This is a genomic window from Rhizobium mongolense USDA 1844 (genome assembly GCF_000419765.1).
GTDB classification, from domain to species: Bacteria; Pseudomonadota; Alphaproteobacteria; order Rhizobiales; family Rhizobiaceae; genus Rhizobium; species Rhizobium mongolense.
This window is the reverse complement of record NZ_ATTQ01000001.1, coordinates 317,167-335,226: the sequence shown is the minus strand read 5'-3', so window position 1 is coordinate 335,226 and position 18,060 is coordinate 317,167. Positions and strand designations below refer to the sequence as shown.

The window sequence follows — 18,060 nt, the reverse complement described above, 5'->3', positions numbered from 1 at the left end:
GAAATGTCGCACATTCTTGGCCCTGGCACTTTAACTTTACAATGCCCTTACGACTGGCAGCGCGATACGTAGGCTACTCGAACATGCCCTTCGGCGTCTCGCCCCTAAGGAAGGGCTCGATGAAGGCGTGCAGTAGCTCGGGCTGGTTGATGACAGCCGTGTGTGACGTCGCTGGCATGACGGCGAGGCGCGAGGCCGGCAGCGGCTTGCCCATGTCGCCCATGGTGCCGCCGCCGAGCAGCCGGAACATGGCAACGGAATGTTCGAGGGTCGCAACGTCGGCGTCGCCAGTGATGATCAGCACCGGTGTCTTCACCGCCTTGACGTCCGCTTCCCATGCCATCGGCTCGTGTTCGAGCGCGATCAGCTTCTTGACCAGGGTGGGAAAACCGTCGGGATTGGCGGCAAGCTTGCGATAGTCCTTGGCAAACGGCATGCCGACAAACATTTCCACTGTCATTTGCGGGATGAAGGCCGTGAACTCCGGCTGCCAGCCCTCAGCATCATAAGCGACGGAGGCTGCGATCAGCTTGTTCACCTTTTCGGGATGGCGGATGGCAACTTGCAGCCCGGCGGCCGCACCCATGGAGTAGCCGAATATGTCGGCCTTCTTGAGCCCGACCGCGTCCATAAAGGCCGCCACGTCGTCGGCCAGGTTGGGATAGGTGATCGGCCGGTCGATGTCGGTCGTGCGGCCGTGCCCCTGAAGTTCGAGCGCGTAAACCTTATGGGTTTTGGCGAGCTTCGGGATAATTGTTCCCATGGAGGGGATGTTCATATAGGCGCCGTGCAGCACGACCAACGGATCGCCATCGCCGGACACTTCGTAATAGATCTGCATGCCGTTGACCTTAACGCGGTTGCCCGCCGGTTGGGCCTCGGCAAGGACGGAGCTGGTGACAAACAGGGCTGTTGCAATCAGGGCCGTGCGGAACATCGGTCTTTCCTCTCTATCGCGTGCGTTTCGCCAATGCTGATGATAAGACGAAGGTCCCTTGCGCAATCCGACAGGCCAGGGTTCTTAATCTTTCCGGATAATCGGGTGGCAGCGCCGTGGAAGATGCCGCCGTCCCATTCAGGCTCGCAGATCAAATTTCACGAAGCTTTCATAATTGCGAATAAGTCGCACTTGCAAAGATGGAGGGCTTTCCATAAGACTGCATATGCAAATCATTCGCAGCAAGGAGCATCGGCATGTTGAAACGGGTAGGGCGCTTGTTGGCCGGACTGATCGCGGCAGCAATCGTGTCGGTCGCAGCGATGCCGGCAGCGGCTCAGGAGAAGTTCAAGGCGGTGACGACATTTACGGTCATCGCCGACATGGCCAAGAACGTGGCGGGCGATGCCGCCATCGTGGAATCGATCACCAAACCGGGTGCGGAAATCCACAATTATTCGCCGACACCCGGTGACATACAAAGGGCGCAGGGCGCTCAACTTATCCTCTGGAACGGCCTTAATCTCGAGCGCTGGTTCGAAAGGTTTTTCGTCAATCTCCGTGACGTTCCGGGTGTCGTCGTCTCGGAAGGCGTTCAACCGATGAGCATTTCCGAAGGACCATATACCGGCAAGCCAAACCCGCATGCCTGGATGTCGCCGAAGAATGCCCTGATCTATGTCGACAACATCCGCGATGCCTTCGTCAAGTACGATCCAAAGAACGCCGCGGCGTACGAGGCCAACGCTGCCGCCTACAAAGAGAAAATCGAGGCGACCATTACGCCGATCCGAGAAAAGCTTGCGCAGATTCCCGAGGATAAGCGCTGGCTGGTGTCGAGCGAGGGCGCCTTTTCCTACCTCGCCCGTGACTTTGGCCTGAAGGAACTCTATCTCTGGCCGATCAATGCCGACCAGCAGGGAACACCACAACAGGTCCGCAAGGTGATCGATGCCATCGATGCCAACAAGATCGTTGCCGTTTTCAGCGAGAGCACGGTGTCCGACAAGCCGGCCAGGCAGGTGGCGCGCGAAACCGGCGTACATTACGGCGGCGTGCTCTATGTGGATTCCCTCAGCGAGGAGGACGGGCCTGTGCCGACCTATATCGATCTGCTCCGCGTAACTTCCGATACTGTCGAAAAGGGCCTTGTCGAGGGCCTGTCGCAATGAATGAGCCGCTCAGCAACCTTGCCCGGCCCGCGTCTTTCGATGCGGGATCGGGCATTGCGGTGAGAGGCGCCACCGTCACCTATCGCAATGGCCATACTGGGCTTTGGGATGCGAGTTTCCAGATCCCGATGGGCACGATCACCGCACTGGTCGGGGTCAACGGCTCCGGCAAGTCGACGCTGTTCAAGTCGATCATGGGATTCGTGCGTCTCGCCAAGGGCGACATAAGAGTGCTCGGGATGTCAGTCGGTGAGGCGCTCCGCAAGAACCTCGTCGCCTACGTGCCGCAAAGCGAGGAGGTCGATTGGGATTTTCCAGTCCTGGTCGAGGACGTTGTCATGATGGGCCGCTACGGCCACATGGGCATGATGCGCATCCCGAAGGCGGCAGATCACGCTGCTGTGTCATCGGCACTCGCACGCGTCAACATGAGCGACTTCCGCACACGCCAGATCGGCGAGCTGTCAGGCGGGCAGAAGAAGCGCGTTTTCCTGGCCCGCGCGCTTGCCCAGGACGGCCGCGTCATCCTGCTCGATGAGCCCTTCACCGGTGTCGACGTCAAGACCGAGGACCAGATCATCGCGTTGCTTCGCGAGTTGCGCGACGAGGGCCGGGTCATGCTGGTTTCCACGCACAATCTCGGCTCGGTGCCTGAATTCTGCGACCGCACCGTGCTCGTCAAAGGCACAGTGCTCGCCCATGGCACGACTGCCGAGACTTTCACGCAGGCAAATCTTGAAAAGGCCTTTGGCGGCGTACTGCGCCACTTCTTGCTGGCCGAGGCTAAGGATGGCCAGTCACATCCGATCGATGTGATGACCGACGACGAACGCCCCCTCGTGCTGCAAGACGGCCGGTTCGTCGCGCACGAGCCACGGGGTAATGGAGGCTCGCGCTGATGGCCTTCCTCATCGAGCCTTTCACCTACGAATACATGCTCAATGCCATGTGGGTGTCGGCTCTGGTCGGCGGTGTCTGCGCGTTTTTATCCTGCTACCTGATGCTCAAGGGCTGGTCACTGATCGGCGATGCGCTTTCCCATTCCATCGTCCCCGGGGTGGCCGGCGCCTATATGCTGGGCCTGCCCTTTTCGGTCGGCGCATTCTTCTCCGGCGGCCTTGCGGCCGCCGCGATGCTGTTCCTCAACCAGCGTACGAGGCTAAAAGAGGACGCCATTATCGGCCTGATCTTCTCCTCCTTTTTCGGGCTCGGCCTCTTCATGGTGTCCCTGTCGCCGACCTCGGTGAACGTCCAGACCATCGTGCTCGGCAACATTCTCGCCATCACGCCGGAGGACACTCTCCAGCTCGCCGTCATCGGGTTTGTCTCGCTCGCCATCCTTCTCGTCAAATGGAAAGATCTCATGGTCACCTTCTTCGACGAGACCCATGCACGGTCGATCGGCCTCAATCCCACTGCGCTCAAGATCATGTTCTTCACGCTGCTTTCGGCATCGACCGTCGCCGCCCTCCAGACGGTAGGTGCCTTCCTCGTCATCTGTATGGTGGTGACCCCGGGTGCCACTGCCTACCTGCTGACGGACCGCTTTCCCCGGCTGCTTTCGATCGCCGTCGTCATTGGCGCGGCGACCAGTTTCGTCGGTGCGTATGCGAGTTATTTCCTGGACGGCGCAACTGGCGGCATCATCGTCGTGCTGCAGACCCTCCTCTTCCTTGTCGCCTTCTTCCTTGCTCCCAAACACGGAATGCTGGCGGCGCGTCGCAAGGCGGCCGAAGCTCACGAGGCCCGTCAATGAATATCCTTGAGACGCTGCTTTCGCCCTTCCAGTTCGGCTTTATGGTCAACGCGCTGGTCATCTCGATGCTTGTGGCCGTGCCGACGGCGCTGCTTTCCTGTTTTCTCGTGGTCAAGGGCTGGTCATTGCTGGGCGATGCCATCTCCCATGCGGTTTTTCCCGGCGTGGTTATTGCGTATATCGTCGGCATCCCTTTTGCAGTCGGCGCCTTCGTCACCGGCATGTTCTGTGCGGTTGCCACTGGCTTTTTGAAAGACAACAGCCGCATCAAGCAGGATACGGTGATGGGCATCGTGTTTTCCGGCATGTTCGGCTTCGGCCTGGTGCTCTACGTCAAAATCCAGTCCGAGGTGCATCTCGATCACATATTGTTCGGGGACATGCTGGGCGTTGCCTGGCGCGACATTGCCGAGGCGGCCGTCATTGCGGCAATGACTGCGGGCATCATCGGCATCAAGTGGAAGGATTTCCTGCTGCATGCCTTCGATCCGGCGCAGGCGAGGGCCGTCGGCCTTCGGGTCAACCTGTTGCACTACGGCTTGCTCTGCCTGATTTCGCTGACCGTTGTCGCTGCGTTGAAGGCAGTCGGAATCATCCTCGCCATCGCGATGCTCATTGCACCGGGCGCCATTGCCTTCCTGCTGACGCGCAGCTTCAGCAGGATGCTCATCCTGTCGGTGGTCATTGCCTTAATCGCCTCGGGTGCTGGAATCTATCTGTCTTTTTTCATTGATAGCGCACCGGCTCCTACCATTGTGTTGATGCTCTCCATCCTGTTTACAGCCGCCTTTATCGTCACCGTAAGGACGAAGCGGTCGCAGGCGACACCGCAATAGGTCGATGCGGGACGGGCCAGAAACAGTGCGGGGTCTGCGAGGTCTCTCCTCCGATCCTGCGAAGACACGATGCTTCATGACGCATTGATGACAAATTTGGAAAACAGCTGAAAACCGCCGCTGCCTATTTGACATGGGAGCCTTCTAGAGAGGTCGCCAAGAAGCGCCGCTCGTTCAAAAGGACCTTTGACGCTTTCCTCACCCGGAGGTGCGCCCATGAAAATCATCCAGATCACCGATACGCATTTCAGCCCGAACAAGCCGCATTTCAACGGCAATTGGGCGCCGCTTTTGACATGGATCGAAAAAACCGGTGCCGACCTGATCACCCATACCGGCGATCTCAGCGTCGACGGCGCGGATCTGGACGAGGACATTATCTTTTCGATGGGCCTCATGCGTCAGGCTTCCATTCCGATGCTCATCGTTCCGGGAAACCACGATGTCGGCGACCTCCCAGGCTCGCGTCAGCCGGTCAATACTGAGCGGCTTCAGCGCTGGCGGCGGCTGGCCGGCGAGGACCGATGGTTGGAAGACGCAGGTTCCTGGCGCTTCGTCGGCCTCAATTCGCTGCTGCTCGGCCATGAGGATGACGAGGAGGAAGCGCAGTTCGAATGGCTCCGGAAAGCTTTGGAAGACCGGGGCGGCCGTCGCGTTGCGCTTTTTGCGCACAAGCCGCTTTTCGTCGACGAGCCGCATGAAGGCGATACCGGTTACTGGAGCGTCAGGCCAGCCCAGCGTCGCCGGCTTTACGACCTGATTGCCGCACATGACGTGGCGCTCTTTGCCAGCGGCCATCTGCACTGGGCCTGGCAGGGGCGTTTCGAACAGACAGCGCTGACATGGGGACCGTCGGCCGCCTTCATCATCGACAAGATGGAGCGTGAAATGCCGGGAAAGCGCCTGATCGGTGCCGTTGTCCACGAATTCGGCGATGACGCCGAAAGCCGCACCGTCGCGGTTCCCGGCATGACGGCGCATGTTCTCGACGACGTCGTGCACGAGGTCTATCCGCATGCGGCAAAGGCGCAGGAGCCGGCCGAATGAGCGCGCTTTCGCTTCGCGGCATCACGAAGTCCTTCGGCGGCAGTAAAATCCTCAAGGGCGTGAGCCTCGATGCGCAGCCCGGCGAGTTCATCGCGCTTGTCGGTCCTTCCGGCTGCGGCAAGAGCACCCTGCTGCGTATCCTCGCAGGCCTCGACCATGCCGACGAGGGCGAAATTGCGATCGGCGGGCGAGACGTGTCTGCGATGGCAGCGGCCGACCGCAATATCGCGATGGTCTTTCAATCCTATGCGCTCTACCCGCACCTGACGGCATCGCAAAACATCGCCGTGCCGCTTGCAATGCGCCGGCTCTCAAGAAAACAACGCCTGCCATTCATGGGACCACTGACGCCCGGCCAGCGCACGATCCGTGCAAGCATTGAGCGCGACGTCAGGGAGATGGCGAAATCGTTGAAGATCGACCATCTGCTGGACCGCAAGCCTGGCCAGATGTCCGGCGGCCAGCGGCAACGCGTGGCGCTTGCCCGCGCCATGGTACGCCAACCAAGCGTTTTCCTGATGGACGAGCCGCTCTCCAACCTTGACGCCAACTTGCGCGTCCATGCGCGCGGCGAAATTGTCGAGCTGCATCGCCGCGCCGGCGTCCCCACCGTCTATGTCACGCACGATCAGGCGGAGGCTCTTTCAATGGCGGACCGCCTCGCCGTGATGATCGGCGGCAATCTTCTGCAGCTCGCGAGTCCGCAAGCAATCTATGATGACCCAGCGCATATCGAGGTCGCCCGCTTCATAGGCCAGCCGCGCATCAACCTGCTGCCGGCGGTTTCTGAAGGCGGTATCGTGGCCTTTGGTGGAATCCGCCTGGCGCTTAAGACCATGGCGCAGTCGAAAGCTCCGGTCACCGTCGCCATTCGCCCGGAATTCGTTCACCTTGCCGAGAGCAGGCATGACGGGCTTCCCGCGTGCATCGAGCGGATCGAGTTCCTGGGATCAGAGGTCATCATCTATTGCCGGCTGGATGCGATCGGCGAGACAATGATCGTCAAGCTTTCGCCTGCGCGGGCCGCCGGTCTTTCAGCCGGCGTCCCTGTCGGCCTTCAGCTCTCATGCGAGCGGGCCATGGTCTTTGCCGAAGACGGCTCGCGCCTGCGCAGTGTCGTTGCTGCTGCCGATGCCAAGCTGGAGAAGGCGCATGGCTAGCGTCGCCTCCATGGCCATGCCGCGAGATCCGGCCGCAGCGCATCGGCTGAGCGAAGCCCGCATTGCCTGGATGCTGGCGCTGCCGGCGATCGTGTTGCTTTTCCTCTTCGTGCTCCTGCCGGTCGTTGCCGTCATCATCCTCGGCTTCACCGATTTCGAGCTCGGCTATGGAACGTTCCGTTTCGTCGGCTTGGAAAACTACGCTGACCTGATCACCGATCGCACCTTTCGCAGGTCGCTGTGGAACACGGCGGTCTATACGGCAATCGTCGCGCCGGTCTCGATCTGCCTCGGGCTCGGCATTGCCATGCTGATCGAAAGCGAGACCACGGCGCGCAGTTTCTTTCGCACCGCATATTTCCTGCCCGTCGCCTCGCTGATCGTCGCCATGGCGACCGTCTGGCAGTATATGTTCCATCCGACCATCGGTCCGCTCAACGCGCTGCTTTCGCTTGTCGGACTTTCCGGCCCGAACTGGCTCGGCAGCTCCGGCACGGTGCTTTACAGCCTGTCGATCATCGGCGTCTGGCAATCGGCGGGCTTCAATATGGTGCTCTTCCTGGCTGGCCTGACGGCGATCCCGCGTGAGCTCTATGCTGCAGCCGAAGTGGACGGCGCCAGATCCGCAGTCGATCGTTTCTTTCTGGTCACCTGGCCGATGCTCGGCCCGACGACGCTCTTTGTCATCACCATCAGCATCACCAGCGCCGTTAAGGTCTTCGAGACAGTCAAGACGCTGACCGAGGGTGGTCCGAACAAGGCCTCGGAGGTGCTGCTCTTCACCATCTACCAGGAAGGCTTCGTCTACCTGCGGGTCGGCTATGCCTCGGCGATGACGGTCGTCTTTCTCCTGATCCTCGTCGTGCTGATGTTCCTGCAGTATCGCCTTCTTGATCGCCGGGTCCATTACACATGACGACGAGCTCCCTTCCCCTCGGCAGAATTATCCGACTGACGCTGCTTTGCCTTGGTGCCATTGTGTTTTTGGCACCCTATGTCTTCATGATCTCGACCGCCGGCAAGGCGCAGAGCGATATTTTCACCTCTTCTCTGTCGCTGATCCCCGAGCACTTCAACTATGTGCAGAACTTCACCAAGGCGCTGGGCCGCGTGCCGATGGGGAGGCTGCTGTGGAACGGAGTCGTCGTCTGCGGGCTGATCTTCTTCTTCCAGGTGCTCGTCGCGATCCCCTGCGCCTATGCTATGGCGAAGCTGCGCTTCCGCGCCGCACGAATGATGATGGTCTTGGTCATGCTCGGCCTTCTGGTGCCGATTCACGCAACCGCCTTGCCGCTTTATGTGGCCTTTGACCGCGCTTCGCTGCTCAACAGCTATGCCGCGCTTGTCGCTCCCTTTACGATTTCGGTTTTCGCGATCTTCATGTTTCTGCAGTTCTTTCGCGCCATGCCGGATGATCTCATCCATGCCGCCCGGCTCGACGGCATGTCGGAACTCGGTATCGTCGCCCGCGTCATTGTTCCCAACGCGTGGCCTGCAGTGACCGCGTTTGCGATCTTTTCAGTCGTCGCCCACTGGAACGATCTTTATTGGCCGCTGGTCGTCATCAGCAGGCAGGATTATGCGACGCCGCCGCTTGGTCTCATGTATTTCCGCGCCGCAGAAGCTGGCGACGACTACGGCGCGCTGATGGCGGCAACGCTGACCATTACCCTTCCCCTCGTTGCCGTCTTCCTGCTGGCGCAGAAGCGTTTCGTCGAGGGCATCACCATGACCGGTCTTAAAGGCTGACCGGTTCTAACAAAGGAGAACGAGCGATGAAACATATCACCAAGCTTCTCGCCGCCGCGGCTGTATCGATGGCAATTTCGCTTCCGGCTCGTGCCGAAACAGCGCTTACGGTTCACTACCCCATGCCCGGCTTCTTCAAGGACGTAATGGATACGATCTCGAAGAAGTTCATGGAAGAAAATCCGGATATCAAGATCCAGTTCGCAAGCCCGTCTGCAACTTACGAAGAAGGTATCCAAACGATCCTTCGCCAGGTCGGCACCAGCGAATTGCCGGACGTCACATTCGTCGGCCTCAATCGCCTGCGCATGCTAAATGAGCGTAACGTCGGTCTTGATCTGAGCCCGCTCGTCCAAAAGGACGGGAACATGGCCGAGCAGGGTTTCTCCGACACGATCCTCAAGCTTGCGCAAGTCAACGGCAAGCAGGTCGGTCTCGCCTTTGCGACCTCCAACCCGATCATGTACTACAATGCCGATCTCGTGAAGGCAGCCGGCGGCGATCCGGACAATCCGCCGAAGACCTGGGGCGAAGTCATTGCGCTTGGTGGCAAGATCAAGGCGCTCGGCAACGGCGTTGACGGCATCGATTTCCGCTGGCAGGGCGACGACTGGATGTTTTCGGCTCTGCTTTTTGGCGCCGGCGGCAAGATGCTGAACGAGGATGAGAGCAAGGTGGCCTTCAATGGCCCGGAAGGCCAGAAGGCCGTCGAGACCCTGCACCGCATGGTCACTGAAGGCGGCATGCCGGTCTTCACCAAGGCTGCCGGTGAACAGGCCTTTGCCGCCGGCAAGGTCGGTTTTGAATTCCAGACGACCGGCGCGTTGCGCAACACGATCAAGAATGTCGGCAACAAGTTCGATCTACGCACGGCCAAGATCCCGCTGATCGATCCGGTCAACGGGCGCCTGCCGACGGGCGGCAACGCCGTCGTCATCCTGACGCAGGATGAAGCAAAGCAGGACGCCGCCTGGAAGTTCGCCAAGTTCGCAGGCCGGCTTGAGCCAGATGCCGGTGATGGTGCCTTGGTACGCCTTCCCGGGCAGCAACGGCGTGAAGGTCACGCAGACGATCGTCGACAACCTTTCGCGCGTCGTCGACGGCTCTGCCGAGCCGAAGGAAGCGCTCGACGACGCAGCCGACGACGTTCAGGGCATGCTGCCGCGCAGCTGAGCCGTTCGCCTCAGCACGAAGCCGCCGCATCACACATGCGGCGGCTTTACCATGACGGATCTTGAGTGAGATCGCGTACCGTTCCGCCTTTGCGCAGCGTATAGCCAACATCGAGATGGCGGGCAGGGGCGGCGTTCTCGGCGATATCGAGGAGCAGCGAGGCCGCCGTCGCTCCCATGCTGGCATCGGGCATTTCGATCGTCGTCAGCGGCGGGTCCATCAGCCGGCCGATCGCGATACCGTCGAAGCCGGCGACGGAAACGTCCCGGGGCACCGAGTAGCCCTCGCGCCTGAGCGCGCCGATGACGCCGAAGGCAAGAAGATCATTGGAGGCGATGATCGCTGTCGGTGAAAACGTGGTCATCGCCTCGCGGAGATCAAGCTCCTCATAACCGCTGACAAACGGGATCTCGACTGCATCCAGCGGCGTAAGGCCCCTTTCATGCATGGCGTCGACATGACCGGCATAGCGGGATCTAGCTCTGTCGGAGGCGACGAAATTTCCCGATACGAACAGGATGCGTCGGTGTCCCATAGCGATCAGAAAGTCGGTAAGTTCGCGTCCGGCGCCGCGGTTGTCGGCCGTGACCGCAGCGGGAAATCGCCGCGTCGGCATGTTGTTGAGGAGAACCGTTGGCGGTAGGGACGGCAGAAGGGCGGCACTCGTCAGCGGATCGCAGACGGTAAGGATCAGGCCAGTTGGACGGTCGTTCAGGAGTGATGCAACGGCGTCAGCCTCGCGCCCCGGATCATAATTGGACTGGGCAATTACAACGCCGTGACCGGCGACCAGCATGCGATTTTGAATGCTGGAAAGCGATGAGGCGAAAACCGGGTTCGTTATGCTCGGTATAAGGACGCCGACAACCGGGCGTCGCCCAGGTTTCCCAGCGGCAGGTCCCGCCGGCCGATAGCCGAGTTCGGCTGCTGCCCGGCGTACCTTGCGCACCATTCCGTCACTGACGGGACCATTGCGGTTTAAGACCCGGCTCGCGGTTGCAAGCGAACATCCCGCGCGAAAAGCCACCTGTTGCAGCGTGGTCATGAAATGCTCCGCAATATGACGTCATCGAAAATCCCGCGCCATTCAGTACCACAAAATCCGCTTCGAGGTGCTATTCACGGCCCAAAAGCTGTCAGTCGAAGCCCTCCGGAAAGGCGAGCAATCCTAATGGCCGAGTCGATCGGCGAAAAGTTCTGGAGATGTTATCAGGCATTAGCTGGGAGCGGGATCGGCTTAGGGAGGGCAATTCATCTTACAGACCTGGGTGGAAGGTATGGAAACGTAGTCGTGCCAATTGCGAATTGGCTATACGCGACATTCTACAGGCTGAGGAATTCCTCCGTTGGCAATCCGGTGGAGCGTCCGCATCCCGGTTCGACAACAAGACAAACGTTTTGGATTATCCGGCAGCAGTCTACCGAATGTGTCTGACGACGAATCTTCCAAAATCTGGACCTAGCCACGCCTGCGTCGGCTGGAGTTAACGCTCCTGGACTGCATTCGCTACTTTAAGCGGGCTACGGGCATCAATGGTGTGGCCCAGATCGCAAAGGATATCGGCGACCGCGCGAATCCTAGGAGGTTGGCGTCAGCATCAGAGGAAGGCTTGGCCACGTGACAGCCAATCGATCGTCATTCACATTGATCGAGGAAGAAGCGGATCATTTCTGTTGTGGCGTTCGGCCCTCGAGGATCTGTGTATGACCCGTCGGCATGTCCGCCTGACCACGCATGCCCCGCGCCGTTCACCAGCCAGTATTCCAATGCCGGCCTTCCTTTCTCGTCCGTAAGAACGGTTGTTTCATAGGTCAGGCCGCCGGCGCAACGGCCGGGCTTGCTCGCTGCGCCACCAGGCACAGATGGGGTTGCCGCCGCGACGATCCGATCGGCATTGGAGGGATGGACCGTCCGGTCAGCGTCGCCGTGAAAAACGATTGTGCGGACGCGGCATGCCGGGACTGAATCTTTCAGTGTTCTCGTGCGAGAGGCGAGACCGCCGTCCCCACGCATAGCGGTGAATGCCGAAACGACGTCGGTGGCCGATCCGCAGGCCAGTCCGGAATGGATCCCCACCGCTGCATAGAGATCAGGATAGGCCTCGGCCATCACCGCCGCCATCGCTCCGCCGGCAGACAGGCCCGCGATGAAGATCTGGCTGCGATCGAGTTCGAAGTCCTGAATGATCTCTTCCGTGATGCCGGCGATGATCGCAGGCTCGCCAGCGCCGCGTCTCTGATCTGAGGGCCGGAACCAGTTCCAGCAAGATGATGCGTTGTCCGCACCCGTCTGGCCGGGATAGGCCACCATCAGGCCGCGTGCTTCGGCGGTAGCGTTCATGCCGGTTCCAATCGCGAAGTCGTCTGGATCCTGCTTGCAACCATGCAGCATAACGACGAGGCCTCGCGGCATGGCTGGCGCAGAGGCCGGAACGTAGAGCTTGTAGCTTCGCGTGCCCGCCGCACACGTGAACGAGCGTGCCAGATATTTTGCACCATCCGGGATTACAGGCTTAAGGGAGCGTCGTGTCATTCCGGGAAGGCCGCCGTCTGAAAAAGATGGGAGCTTCCCGGCCACCGAGCGTCCTTCACTGAGGATCCTGAGCGTGTCTCCCAGCGGCCGTCGCACCCGCGGCGATCGTTGGAAAGTATCCGTCTCGGCGAGAGCGGTTTCCGGTTTTGCCGCAGGCTCTATGAGCTGGGCGTGAGGATCTACCGGAAATGGCTTCGGGCGCGATTTCGCGGGCGGGGGCGTGATGTCGGAAACCGCCGGTCCATGTTCGCCTGAGACGGTTCGCCCGGCAAGGGTATCCAGGATCACTCGGGTGGCTTCCGAAGGGTTCGAGGCACGCGTGAAGAGCGTTGCCCGGCGCATGGCCGCAGCAAATTCATCGTTCATGGGTAGTGTCCTTGTTGACGGCGCGATCACCTTATCGGATGCGATCTGCGAGCGCGGATTTCAGTTCCGCGCTGGCCTGAAGCGCGCCGAGCACGGTGATGGATTCGATTGTCGCAAGGGCGAGGTCGGGCGTTACGTCCGGGGCGATACGGGCGAGGCCCACCACTTTGATGTGCAACCTTTCTCCGGCCGCCTTTACGGACTCCAAGTCGGCTCTGCTGTAGTTGCGCAGCCCAAGTTCGAGGGTGTGACGGACAATAGATTGCTTTACTGCCTCGCCCTCAATGCCAAGCTGGTTCCGGACCGCCGTGCGAATGAAATCGGAGCGATTTGAGTAGAATCCTTCCTGAACGAGGAGGTCGATGCGACCGAGATCGACATAGCCAAGGTTAATTGTGACCTTTTCCGATTCAGACCCCTTGTCGGGAAGCCTGCGTATATTGTCCGCCATGATCATTCTCCATCTATGTGGATGGTATATGGATGGTGAAATCCGGTAATTCAAGAGCCGTAGTTGCGCCGTTGCACCGTTTTACGCAGGTCGATACCGCGATCAGCTTGCGGGAACAGCAGTGGCCATTATTTGCCGAGGTTGAAAGAAGCTCCCTCTGTCACAAGCTCGTGCATCGAACGGATCAGATCATCGTGTCGGTAGGGTTTCGAGAAGAAAATAGTGCCATCCGGGAGATCAGTGATCTCCACGAACCTAGATCGGAAGTGACGATGATGCGGATTGACGGCCATCGGTCGCGCACGGCCCGTCTGACTACAGGTTGAGATCGAGTTGCGGCTGCCCCCTCGGTCGCATCGCTGGGCTGATCGTTGGTTAGCGACGGCCGATGGCCAAATATAATTGTGAAGCGATTTGCGGTGTGCAAACATATCGCGTCTGCCGTGTCACCCGGCAGATAGTGAGTAGGCGATGTAATGGCCGACGAAACATCTGGCAATGCCATCCATGGTCGTTCCAAACGGGAATCCGTCCGAACCAAGAAAAAAGCCGTGGATTCGGAAGTTGGCACGCCGAAGCAGAGCGTCAACGAACACACCTCGCTCCCAACGAATGACGCCATGCCACAGTCGGCAATGCCGATCGTCGGCATTGGTGCTTCGGCGGGCGGCATTGAGGCCTTGGGCAGTTTCTTTGACGCCATGCCCCCTGACAGCGGCTGCGCTTTCGTGGTCGTGCTGCACCTCGATCCCAAACACGAGAGTGAGATGGCGCACATTCTGAGCGCCCGCACGGCAATGCCGGTCGCCCAGGTCAGGGAGGGGATGCCGGTAGAGCGGGATCATGTCTACGTCATCGCTCCCGACACCGAGCTGAGGGTGCAGGAAGGCAAGTTGCGTGTGTCGAGACCATCCACGTCCCGTGGGCCGCGTCATCCGGTCGATGTGCTTTTTGCCTCGATTGCGTCGTCGAAGCGCGAGCGCGCGATCGCCATCGTACTATCCGGCACAGGAAACAACGGCTCGCAGGGCCTGCGGGAGATCAGGGCCGAAGGCGGAATGAGCCTTGTTCAGGCTCCCGAAACAGCCAAATTCGACGGCATGCCGAGAAGCGCTATTGCAGCGGACATGGCAGATCATGTCCTTGCTCCGGAGATGATGCCCGAGGTGGTCCTCCGTTACGTCCGCCACGGTTACGTCGCCGCTCCGGCCTAAGCCGATCTTCCCCCGTCAATAAACGGCGAAGCAACGGTGGAGCAGGTTCTGGAGTTTCTGCGCACCCGCGCCGGGCACGATTTCGGCAGTTACAAGCGGAGCACGCAGCACCGCCGGATTTACCGCCGTCAAGGACTCAGGAACATCGAGACGCTGGGCGAATACATAGACGAGTTGCGTACCAATCCCGAGGAAGTCCAGACGCTGGTCGCAGACCTGATGATCAATGTCACCGGGTTCTTCCGCGATGCCGAAGCCTGGCAGGTTCTCGCCGCGCAGGTGATCAAGCCGTTGATCGCCGAGCGCGAGAACGGCGCTTCTATCCGGGTCTGGGTTCCAGCCTGCTCGACAGGCGAGGAAGCCTGTTCCATCGCGATGCTGGCAATTGAACTAGCGGAGGCGGCGGGAAAGCGATTTGACCTGAAAGTGTTCGCGACCGATGCGCAGGAAGCGAACCTGCGCAAGGCGCGAGACGGCGTCTACCCGGCGGCGGCCATGACTGGTCTTTCAGCTGAACGCCTCCGGCGCTACTTCGAAAAGCTAGACGGAAGCTACCAGGTCACCAAAGAACTCCGCGACATGGTGGTGTTCGCGCGGCAGAACCTTTTGCGCGACCCGCCGTTCTCGCGGCTCGACCTCGTCTCGTGCCGCAATGTCCTGATCTATCTGGAGCCTGATGCTCAGCAGAGGATCATCGCCCTTTGCCATTTCTCGCTCACGCAGGGCGGGCATTTGTTTCTCGGCAATGCTGAAACGGTCGGGCGACACGATGACCTGTTCGAGACGGTGTCGAAGAAATGGCGGATCTACCGCCGTGTTGGCCCTACGCGCCACGATCTTGTCGACTATCCACGGCCACGGGCGTCCGCAGAGCCGACCACGGGGGAGAAGCCGCCATCCCTGCTGCCTGGACCGACCGCCCCGGTGGCCGAAATGGCACGCCGGGCGCTGCTTGAGCGCTTTGCACCAGCGTCGGTGCTGGTCGACCTGAAGGGCCGCGTTCTCTATTTCCACGGCGCGACCAGGGACTACCTCGAACAGCCCTCCGGCGAGCCTACCAGAGATTTGCTGACCATGGCGCGCGACGGGCTGGCACTCAAGCTTCGGGTGGCGATACGCGAAGCGATGAAGGACAACAGGGACGTGACCGTCACCGCCCGCGTCCAGGAGGGCAAGTCCAGCCGTTCCGTCGCCATCACGGTGATGCCGCTGCCCACCTCGTCGGCAGGCGGCAACCTCCTCGTGAGCTTCATTCCGGCCCCGAAGGCATCCAAACAAGTCAAGGCAAGCATGCGCGAGGACGCCGGAGGGGGTTCCTCCGGCGAACGTGCCCTTCAGGAAGAGCTGACGACGACCCGCGCCGAACTGCGCAACACCATCGAACATCTTGAGACGGCCAACGAAGAGCTGAAAGCTTCGAACGAGGAAGCCACCTCGATGAACGAGGAGCTGCAGTCCACCAACGAGGAACTGGAGACCTCGAAGGAGGAATTGCAGTCGTTCAATGAGGAGCTGAACACCGTCAACAACCAGCTCCAGCATAAGATCGGCGAACTGGAAGCGGCCACCAACGATCTGAACAACCTGCTGGCGGGCTCGGAGACCGCGACCCTTTTCCTGGATGACAAGTTCCGGATCAAATGGTTCGCGCCCGCGACAAAGGAGCTCTTCGATTTCGTGTCGTCGGATATAGGCCGTCCAATCGCCCATTTCGCGCGGAAGTTCTCCGACGCGAACCTGTTGCCGGACGCCGAGACAGTCTTGAAGAAACTCATCACCATCGATGCCGAGGTGCAGAGCGATGACAGCCGCTGGTATCTGCGGCGCATGTTGCCTTACCGCACACGGGACAATCACATCGCCGGCGTCGTCGTCACGTTCAGCGACAATCACGGAGCGGAAGCGCGCCGCTGATGCGGCGCAGGAAGCGCGCATCTATTCCGAGGCCATCGTCGAGACGATTCGGCAGCCCTTGCTGATCCTGAACAGCGTCCTGAGGGTCCAGTCGGCCAACCACGCTTTCTACAAGCAGTTTCGGATGCGGCGACAGGAAACCGTGGGCAGGCTTGTCTATGAACTTGGCAACGGCCAGTGGGACATTCCCAGGCTGCGAGCGCTGCTGGATGAGGTACTCTCCAAAGACCAGGCGGTCGTCGACTTCGAGGTCGAGCATGACTTTCGGGGCATCGGCCGGCATTGCATCGTGCTCAATGCCCGCAAGCTCGCCCGCGAAGGAGACCGCGAAGAACTGATCCTGCTGGCGATGCAGGACATCACCGACCGAAGGAAAGGCGAGGTCGCGGTCCGCCAGAGCGAGCAACGTCTGAAGGACCTGATCGAAGCGTTGCCGGGTGCGATCTACACGACGGACGCCGAGGGGCTGATCACCTCCTACAACCCTGCCGCCGCCGAAATCTGGGGCCGCGAACCGGAGCTTGGCAAGGAGGAATTCTGCGGATCATGGCGTATGCAATGGCCGGATGGAACGCCACTACGGCACGACGAGTGCCCGATGGCCGTCGCCCTGAAGGAAGGGCAGCCGATACGGGGGGCGGAGGCCGTGGTCGAGCGGCCGGATGGCGTCCTCGTGCCTTTGCTTGTCTATCCGACGCCGTTGCGCGACGCCTCCGGCGAGATCACGGGCGCGGTCAACATGCTGGTCGACATCACCGAGCGCAAGCGAGCCGAAGAGCTTGCCGAGCGCCTTGCCGCGATTGTCGAATCGTCCGAAGACGCGATCGTCAGCAAGGACCTCGACGGCATTGTCAGGAGCTGGAACAAGGGCGCTGAACGATTATTTGTCTACACACCTGAGGAGATCGTCGGCAAGTCCATCAAGATCTTGATTCCGCCTGACCGGTACGATGAGGAGGACGACATTCTCGATCGTGTTCGGCGGGGCGAGCACATCGAACACTACGAAACGGTCCGGCTACGCAAGGACGGCAGCCAGGTCTGGGTTTCGCTGACCATATCGCCGCTGAAGGACGCGCGGAGCAAGGTCATCGGCGCGTCCAAGATCGCGCGCGATATGACCGAGCGCCGCCGCGCCGACGAACACCGGAAAACCCTGATGGGCGAACTCAACCACCGCGTCAAGAACACGCTGGCGATCGTCCAGTCCATCGCATCTCAGACGCTCGGCCATGCCTCGACGTTGGACGAGGCGCGCGATGCATTCGGGTCGCGGCTGATCAACCTGGCAAAGGCGCATCACGTTTTGACTCGCGAAAGCTGGGCGAGTGCAAACCTGGCGGAGATCATCGCCGACACCGTCAAGCCACATGCGGGTGGCGAAAACCGCTTCCACATCGAAGGTCCGGACCTGCAGCTTACGCCGAGCGCCGCGTTGGCCTTCGCGATGGCGCTGCACGAATTGTGCACCAACGCTGCCAAATACGGTGCGCTTTCCACCGACAACGGTCACGTCGCGATCGTTTGGGCGATGGAAGGCGAAGGCGACGAGCGCCGCCTAATCCTGCACTGGGCCGAGAACGGAGGACCGAAGGTTGTTCCCCCGAAACACAAGGGCTTCGGTTCGCGCTTGATCGAGCGGGCGCTGGCGGCGGAACTCAATGGTGAGGTGCGAGTTGAGTATCCGCCCACCGGTGTCGTCTGCACGATCGATGCACCCATGCCAGTCGGTCAGGATGGGTGAAGGACCGT

The 18,060-nt window shown here is 60.4% G+C and carries 16 protein-coding genes and 1 pseudogene; 13 read left to right on the top strand and 4 right to left on the bottom strand.

The genetic code is table 11. The features are described 5' to 3' along the window. Window positions 1–73: 73 nt before the first annotated feature. Entirely contained in the window at window positions 74–937 is an 864-nt protein-coding gene (locus tag A3C3_RS0101850; RefSeq protein WP_022712916.1) for an alpha/beta fold hydrolase, read from the bottom strand. 257 nt (window positions 938–1,194) lie between these two features. On the opposite strand from A3C3_RS0101850, the gene A3C3_RS0101845 reads away from it, so the two are divergent. The 9 genes and pseudogenes from A3C3_RS0101845 (at window position 1,195) to A3C3_RS41085 (ending at window position 9,830) form a co-directional block, all read left to right on the top strand. Next, window positions 1,195–2,109, top strand: a complete 915-nt coding sequence (locus tag A3C3_RS0101845) for a metal ABC transporter substrate-binding protein (protein ID WP_022712915.1) — start codon at window positions 1,195–1,197, stop codon at window positions 2,107–2,109. After that, window positions 2,106–3,008, top strand: coding sequence for a manganese/iron ABC transporter ATP-binding protein (locus A3C3_RS0101840; RefSeq protein WP_022712914.1), 903 nt, complete (start codon window positions 2,106–2,108; stop codon window positions 3,006–3,008). Before A3C3_RS0101845 ends, A3C3_RS0101840 begins: the two co-directional genes overlap by 4 nt. Next, the gene (locus A3C3_RS0101835; protein WP_022712913.1) at window positions 3,008–3,865 is read left to right on the top strand and encodes a metal ABC transporter permease; all 858 of its coding nucleotides are present in this window, start codon (window positions 3,008–3,010) and stop codon (window positions 3,863–3,865) included. The genes A3C3_RS0101840 and A3C3_RS0101835 overlap by 1 nt, the downstream gene beginning before the upstream one ends. Then, the gene (locus A3C3_RS0101830; protein ID WP_022712912.1) at window positions 3,862–4,701 is read left to right on the top strand and encodes a metal ABC transporter permease; all 840 of its coding nucleotides are present in this window, start codon (window positions 3,862–3,864) and stop codon (window positions 4,699–4,701) included. The genes A3C3_RS0101835 and A3C3_RS0101830 overlap by 4 nt, the downstream gene beginning before the upstream one ends. Before the next feature lie 216 nt (window positions 4,702–4,917). After that, complete coding sequence (locus A3C3_RS0101825) at window positions 4,918–5,748, top strand: metallophosphoesterase family protein (RefSeq protein ID WP_022712911.1); 831 nt, start codon at window positions 4,918–4,920, stop codon at window positions 5,746–5,748. Next, window positions 5,745–6,908 carry an ABC transporter ATP-binding protein gene (locus A3C3_RS0101820; protein WP_022712910.1) on the top strand — a complete coding sequence of 388 codons (1,164 nt, stop codon included), beginning with the start codon at window positions 5,745–5,747 and terminating at the stop codon, window positions 6,906–6,908. Before A3C3_RS0101825 ends, A3C3_RS0101820 begins: the two co-directional genes overlap by 4 nt. Beyond that, entirely contained in the window at window positions 6,901–7,824 is a 924-nt protein-coding gene (locus A3C3_RS0101815; RefSeq protein ID WP_022712909.1) for a carbohydrate ABC transporter permease, read from the top strand. Before A3C3_RS0101820 ends, A3C3_RS0101815 begins: the two co-directional genes overlap by 8 nt. Further along, entirely contained in the window at window positions 7,821–8,657 is an 837-nt protein-coding gene (locus A3C3_RS0101810; RefSeq protein ID WP_022712908.1) for a carbohydrate ABC transporter permease, read from the top strand. Before A3C3_RS0101815 ends, A3C3_RS0101810 begins: the two co-directional genes overlap by 4 nt. Window positions 8,658–8,683: 26 nt before the next feature. Next, window positions 8,684–9,830 (top strand): annotated as a pseudogene (locus tag A3C3_RS41085) (ABC transporter substrate-binding protein). 46 nt (window positions 9,831–9,876) lie between these two features. Here the strand turns inward: A3C3_RS41085 and A3C3_RS0101800 are convergent. The 3 genes from A3C3_RS0101800 to A3C3_RS0101790 all read right to left on the bottom strand — a co-directional run bounded on the left by A3C3_RS0101800 (window position 9,877) and on the right by A3C3_RS0101790 (window position 13,180). Further along, window positions 9,877–10,875, bottom strand: coding sequence for a substrate-binding domain-containing protein (locus tag A3C3_RS0101800; RefSeq protein ID WP_022712907.1), 999 nt, complete (start codon window positions 10,873–10,875; stop codon window positions 9,877–9,879). Window positions 10,876–11,466: 591 nt separating this feature from the next. Continuing rightward, on the bottom strand, window positions 11,467–12,729 hold the full coding sequence (locus A3C3_RS0101795; protein ID WP_022712906.1) for an extracellular catalytic domain type 1 short-chain-length polyhydroxyalkanoate depolymerase: 1,263 nt from the start codon (window positions 12,727–12,729) through the stop codon (window positions 11,467–11,469). A 31-nt stretch (window positions 12,730–12,760) separates the two neighbouring features. Then, window positions 12,761–13,180: a CopG family transcriptional regulator gene (locus A3C3_RS0101790; protein WP_022712905.1), complete on the bottom strand. Its 420-nt coding sequence runs from the start codon at window positions 13,178–13,180 to the stop codon at window positions 12,761–12,763. 32 nt (window positions 13,181–13,212) lie between these two features. Between A3C3_RS0101790 and A3C3_RS44950 the strand changes: the two genes are divergently transcribed. The 4 genes from A3C3_RS44950 to A3C3_RS37490 all read left to right on the top strand — a co-directional run bounded on the left by A3C3_RS44950 (window position 13,213) and on the right by A3C3_RS37490 (window position 18,052). Further along, the gene (locus A3C3_RS44950; RefSeq protein ID WP_145611677.1) at window positions 13,213–13,506 is read left to right on the top strand and encodes a hypothetical protein; all 294 of its coding nucleotides are present in this window, start codon (window positions 13,213–13,215) and stop codon (window positions 13,504–13,506) included. Between the two features lie 225 nt (window positions 13,507–13,731). Further along, window positions 13,732–14,394, top strand: coding sequence for a chemotaxis protein CheB (locus A3C3_RS42460; protein ID WP_167521921.1), 663 nt, complete (start codon window positions 13,732–13,734; stop codon window positions 14,392–14,394). 36 nt (window positions 14,395–14,430) lie between these two features. Further along, window positions 14,431–16,308, top strand: a complete 1,878-nt coding sequence (locus tag A3C3_RS42455) for a CheR family methyltransferase (RefSeq protein ID WP_051154413.1) — start codon at window positions 14,431–14,433, stop codon at window positions 16,306–16,308. Next, window positions 16,196–18,052 (top strand): PAS domain S-box protein, encoded by a 1,857-nt coding sequence (locus A3C3_RS37490; protein ID WP_051154412.1) that lies wholly within the window; start codon window positions 16,196–16,198, stop codon window positions 18,050–18,052. Before A3C3_RS42455 ends, A3C3_RS37490 begins: the two co-directional genes overlap by 113 nt. The last annotated feature ends 8 nt before the right edge of the window (window positions 18,053–18,060 follow it).

What these genes read in the sequence shown, in the direction of transcription:
- A3C3_RS0101850 (WP_022712916.1), bottom strand. Translation starts at nt 937, where the DNA reads ATGTTCCGCACGGCCCTGATTGCAACAGCCCTGTTTGTCACCAGCTCC.
- A3C3_RS0101845 (WP_022712915.1), top strand. Translation starts at nt 1,195, where the DNA reads ATGTTGAAACGGGTAGGGCGCTTGTTGGCCGGACTGATCGCGGCAGCA.
- A3C3_RS0101835 (WP_022712913.1), top strand. Translation starts at nt 3,008, where the DNA reads ATGGCCTTCCTCATCGAGCCTTTCACCTACGAATACATGCTCAATGCC.
- A3C3_RS44950 (WP_145611677.1), top strand. Translation starts at nt 13,213, where the DNA reads ATGGTGAAATCCGGTAATTCAAGAGCCGTAGTTGCGCCGTTGCACCGT.
- A3C3_RS0101790 (WP_022712905.1), bottom strand. Translation starts at nt 13,180, where the DNA reads ATGGCGGACAATATACGCAGGCTTCCCGACAAGGGGTCTGAATCGGAA.
- A3C3_RS37490 (WP_051154412.1), top strand. Translation starts at nt 16,196, where the DNA reads ATGACAGCCGCTGGTATCTGCGGCGCATGTTGCCTTACCGCACACGGG.
- A3C3_RS0101815 (WP_022712909.1), top strand. Translation starts at nt 6,901, where the DNA reads ATGGCTAGCGTCGCCTCCATGGCCATGCCGCGAGATCCGGCCGCAGCG.
- A3C3_RS0101825 (WP_022712911.1), top strand. Translation starts at nt 4,918, where the DNA reads ATGAAAATCATCCAGATCACCGATACGCATTTCAGCCCGAACAAGCCG.
- A3C3_RS0101810 (WP_022712908.1), top strand. Translation starts at nt 7,821, where the DNA reads ATGACGACGAGCTCCCTTCCCCTCGGCAGAATTATCCGACTGACGCTG.
- A3C3_RS0101800 (WP_022712907.1), bottom strand. Translation starts at nt 10,875, where the DNA reads ATGACCACGCTGCAACAGGTGGCTTTTCGCGCGGGATGTTCGCTTGCA.
- A3C3_RS0101795 (WP_022712906.1), bottom strand. Translation starts at nt 12,729, where the DNA reads ATGAACGATGAATTTGCTGCGGCCATGCGCCGGGCAACGCTCTTCACG.
- A3C3_RS0101840 (WP_022712914.1), top strand. Translation starts at nt 2,106, where the DNA reads ATGAATGAGCCGCTCAGCAACCTTGCCCGGCCCGCGTCTTTCGATGCG.
- A3C3_RS0101830 (WP_022712912.1), top strand. Translation starts at nt 3,862, where the DNA reads ATGAATATCCTTGAGACGCTGCTTTCGCCCTTCCAGTTCGGCTTTATG.
- A3C3_RS0101820 (WP_022712910.1), top strand. Translation starts at nt 5,745, where the DNA reads ATGAGCGCGCTTTCGCTTCGCGGCATCACGAAGTCCTTCGGCGGCAGT.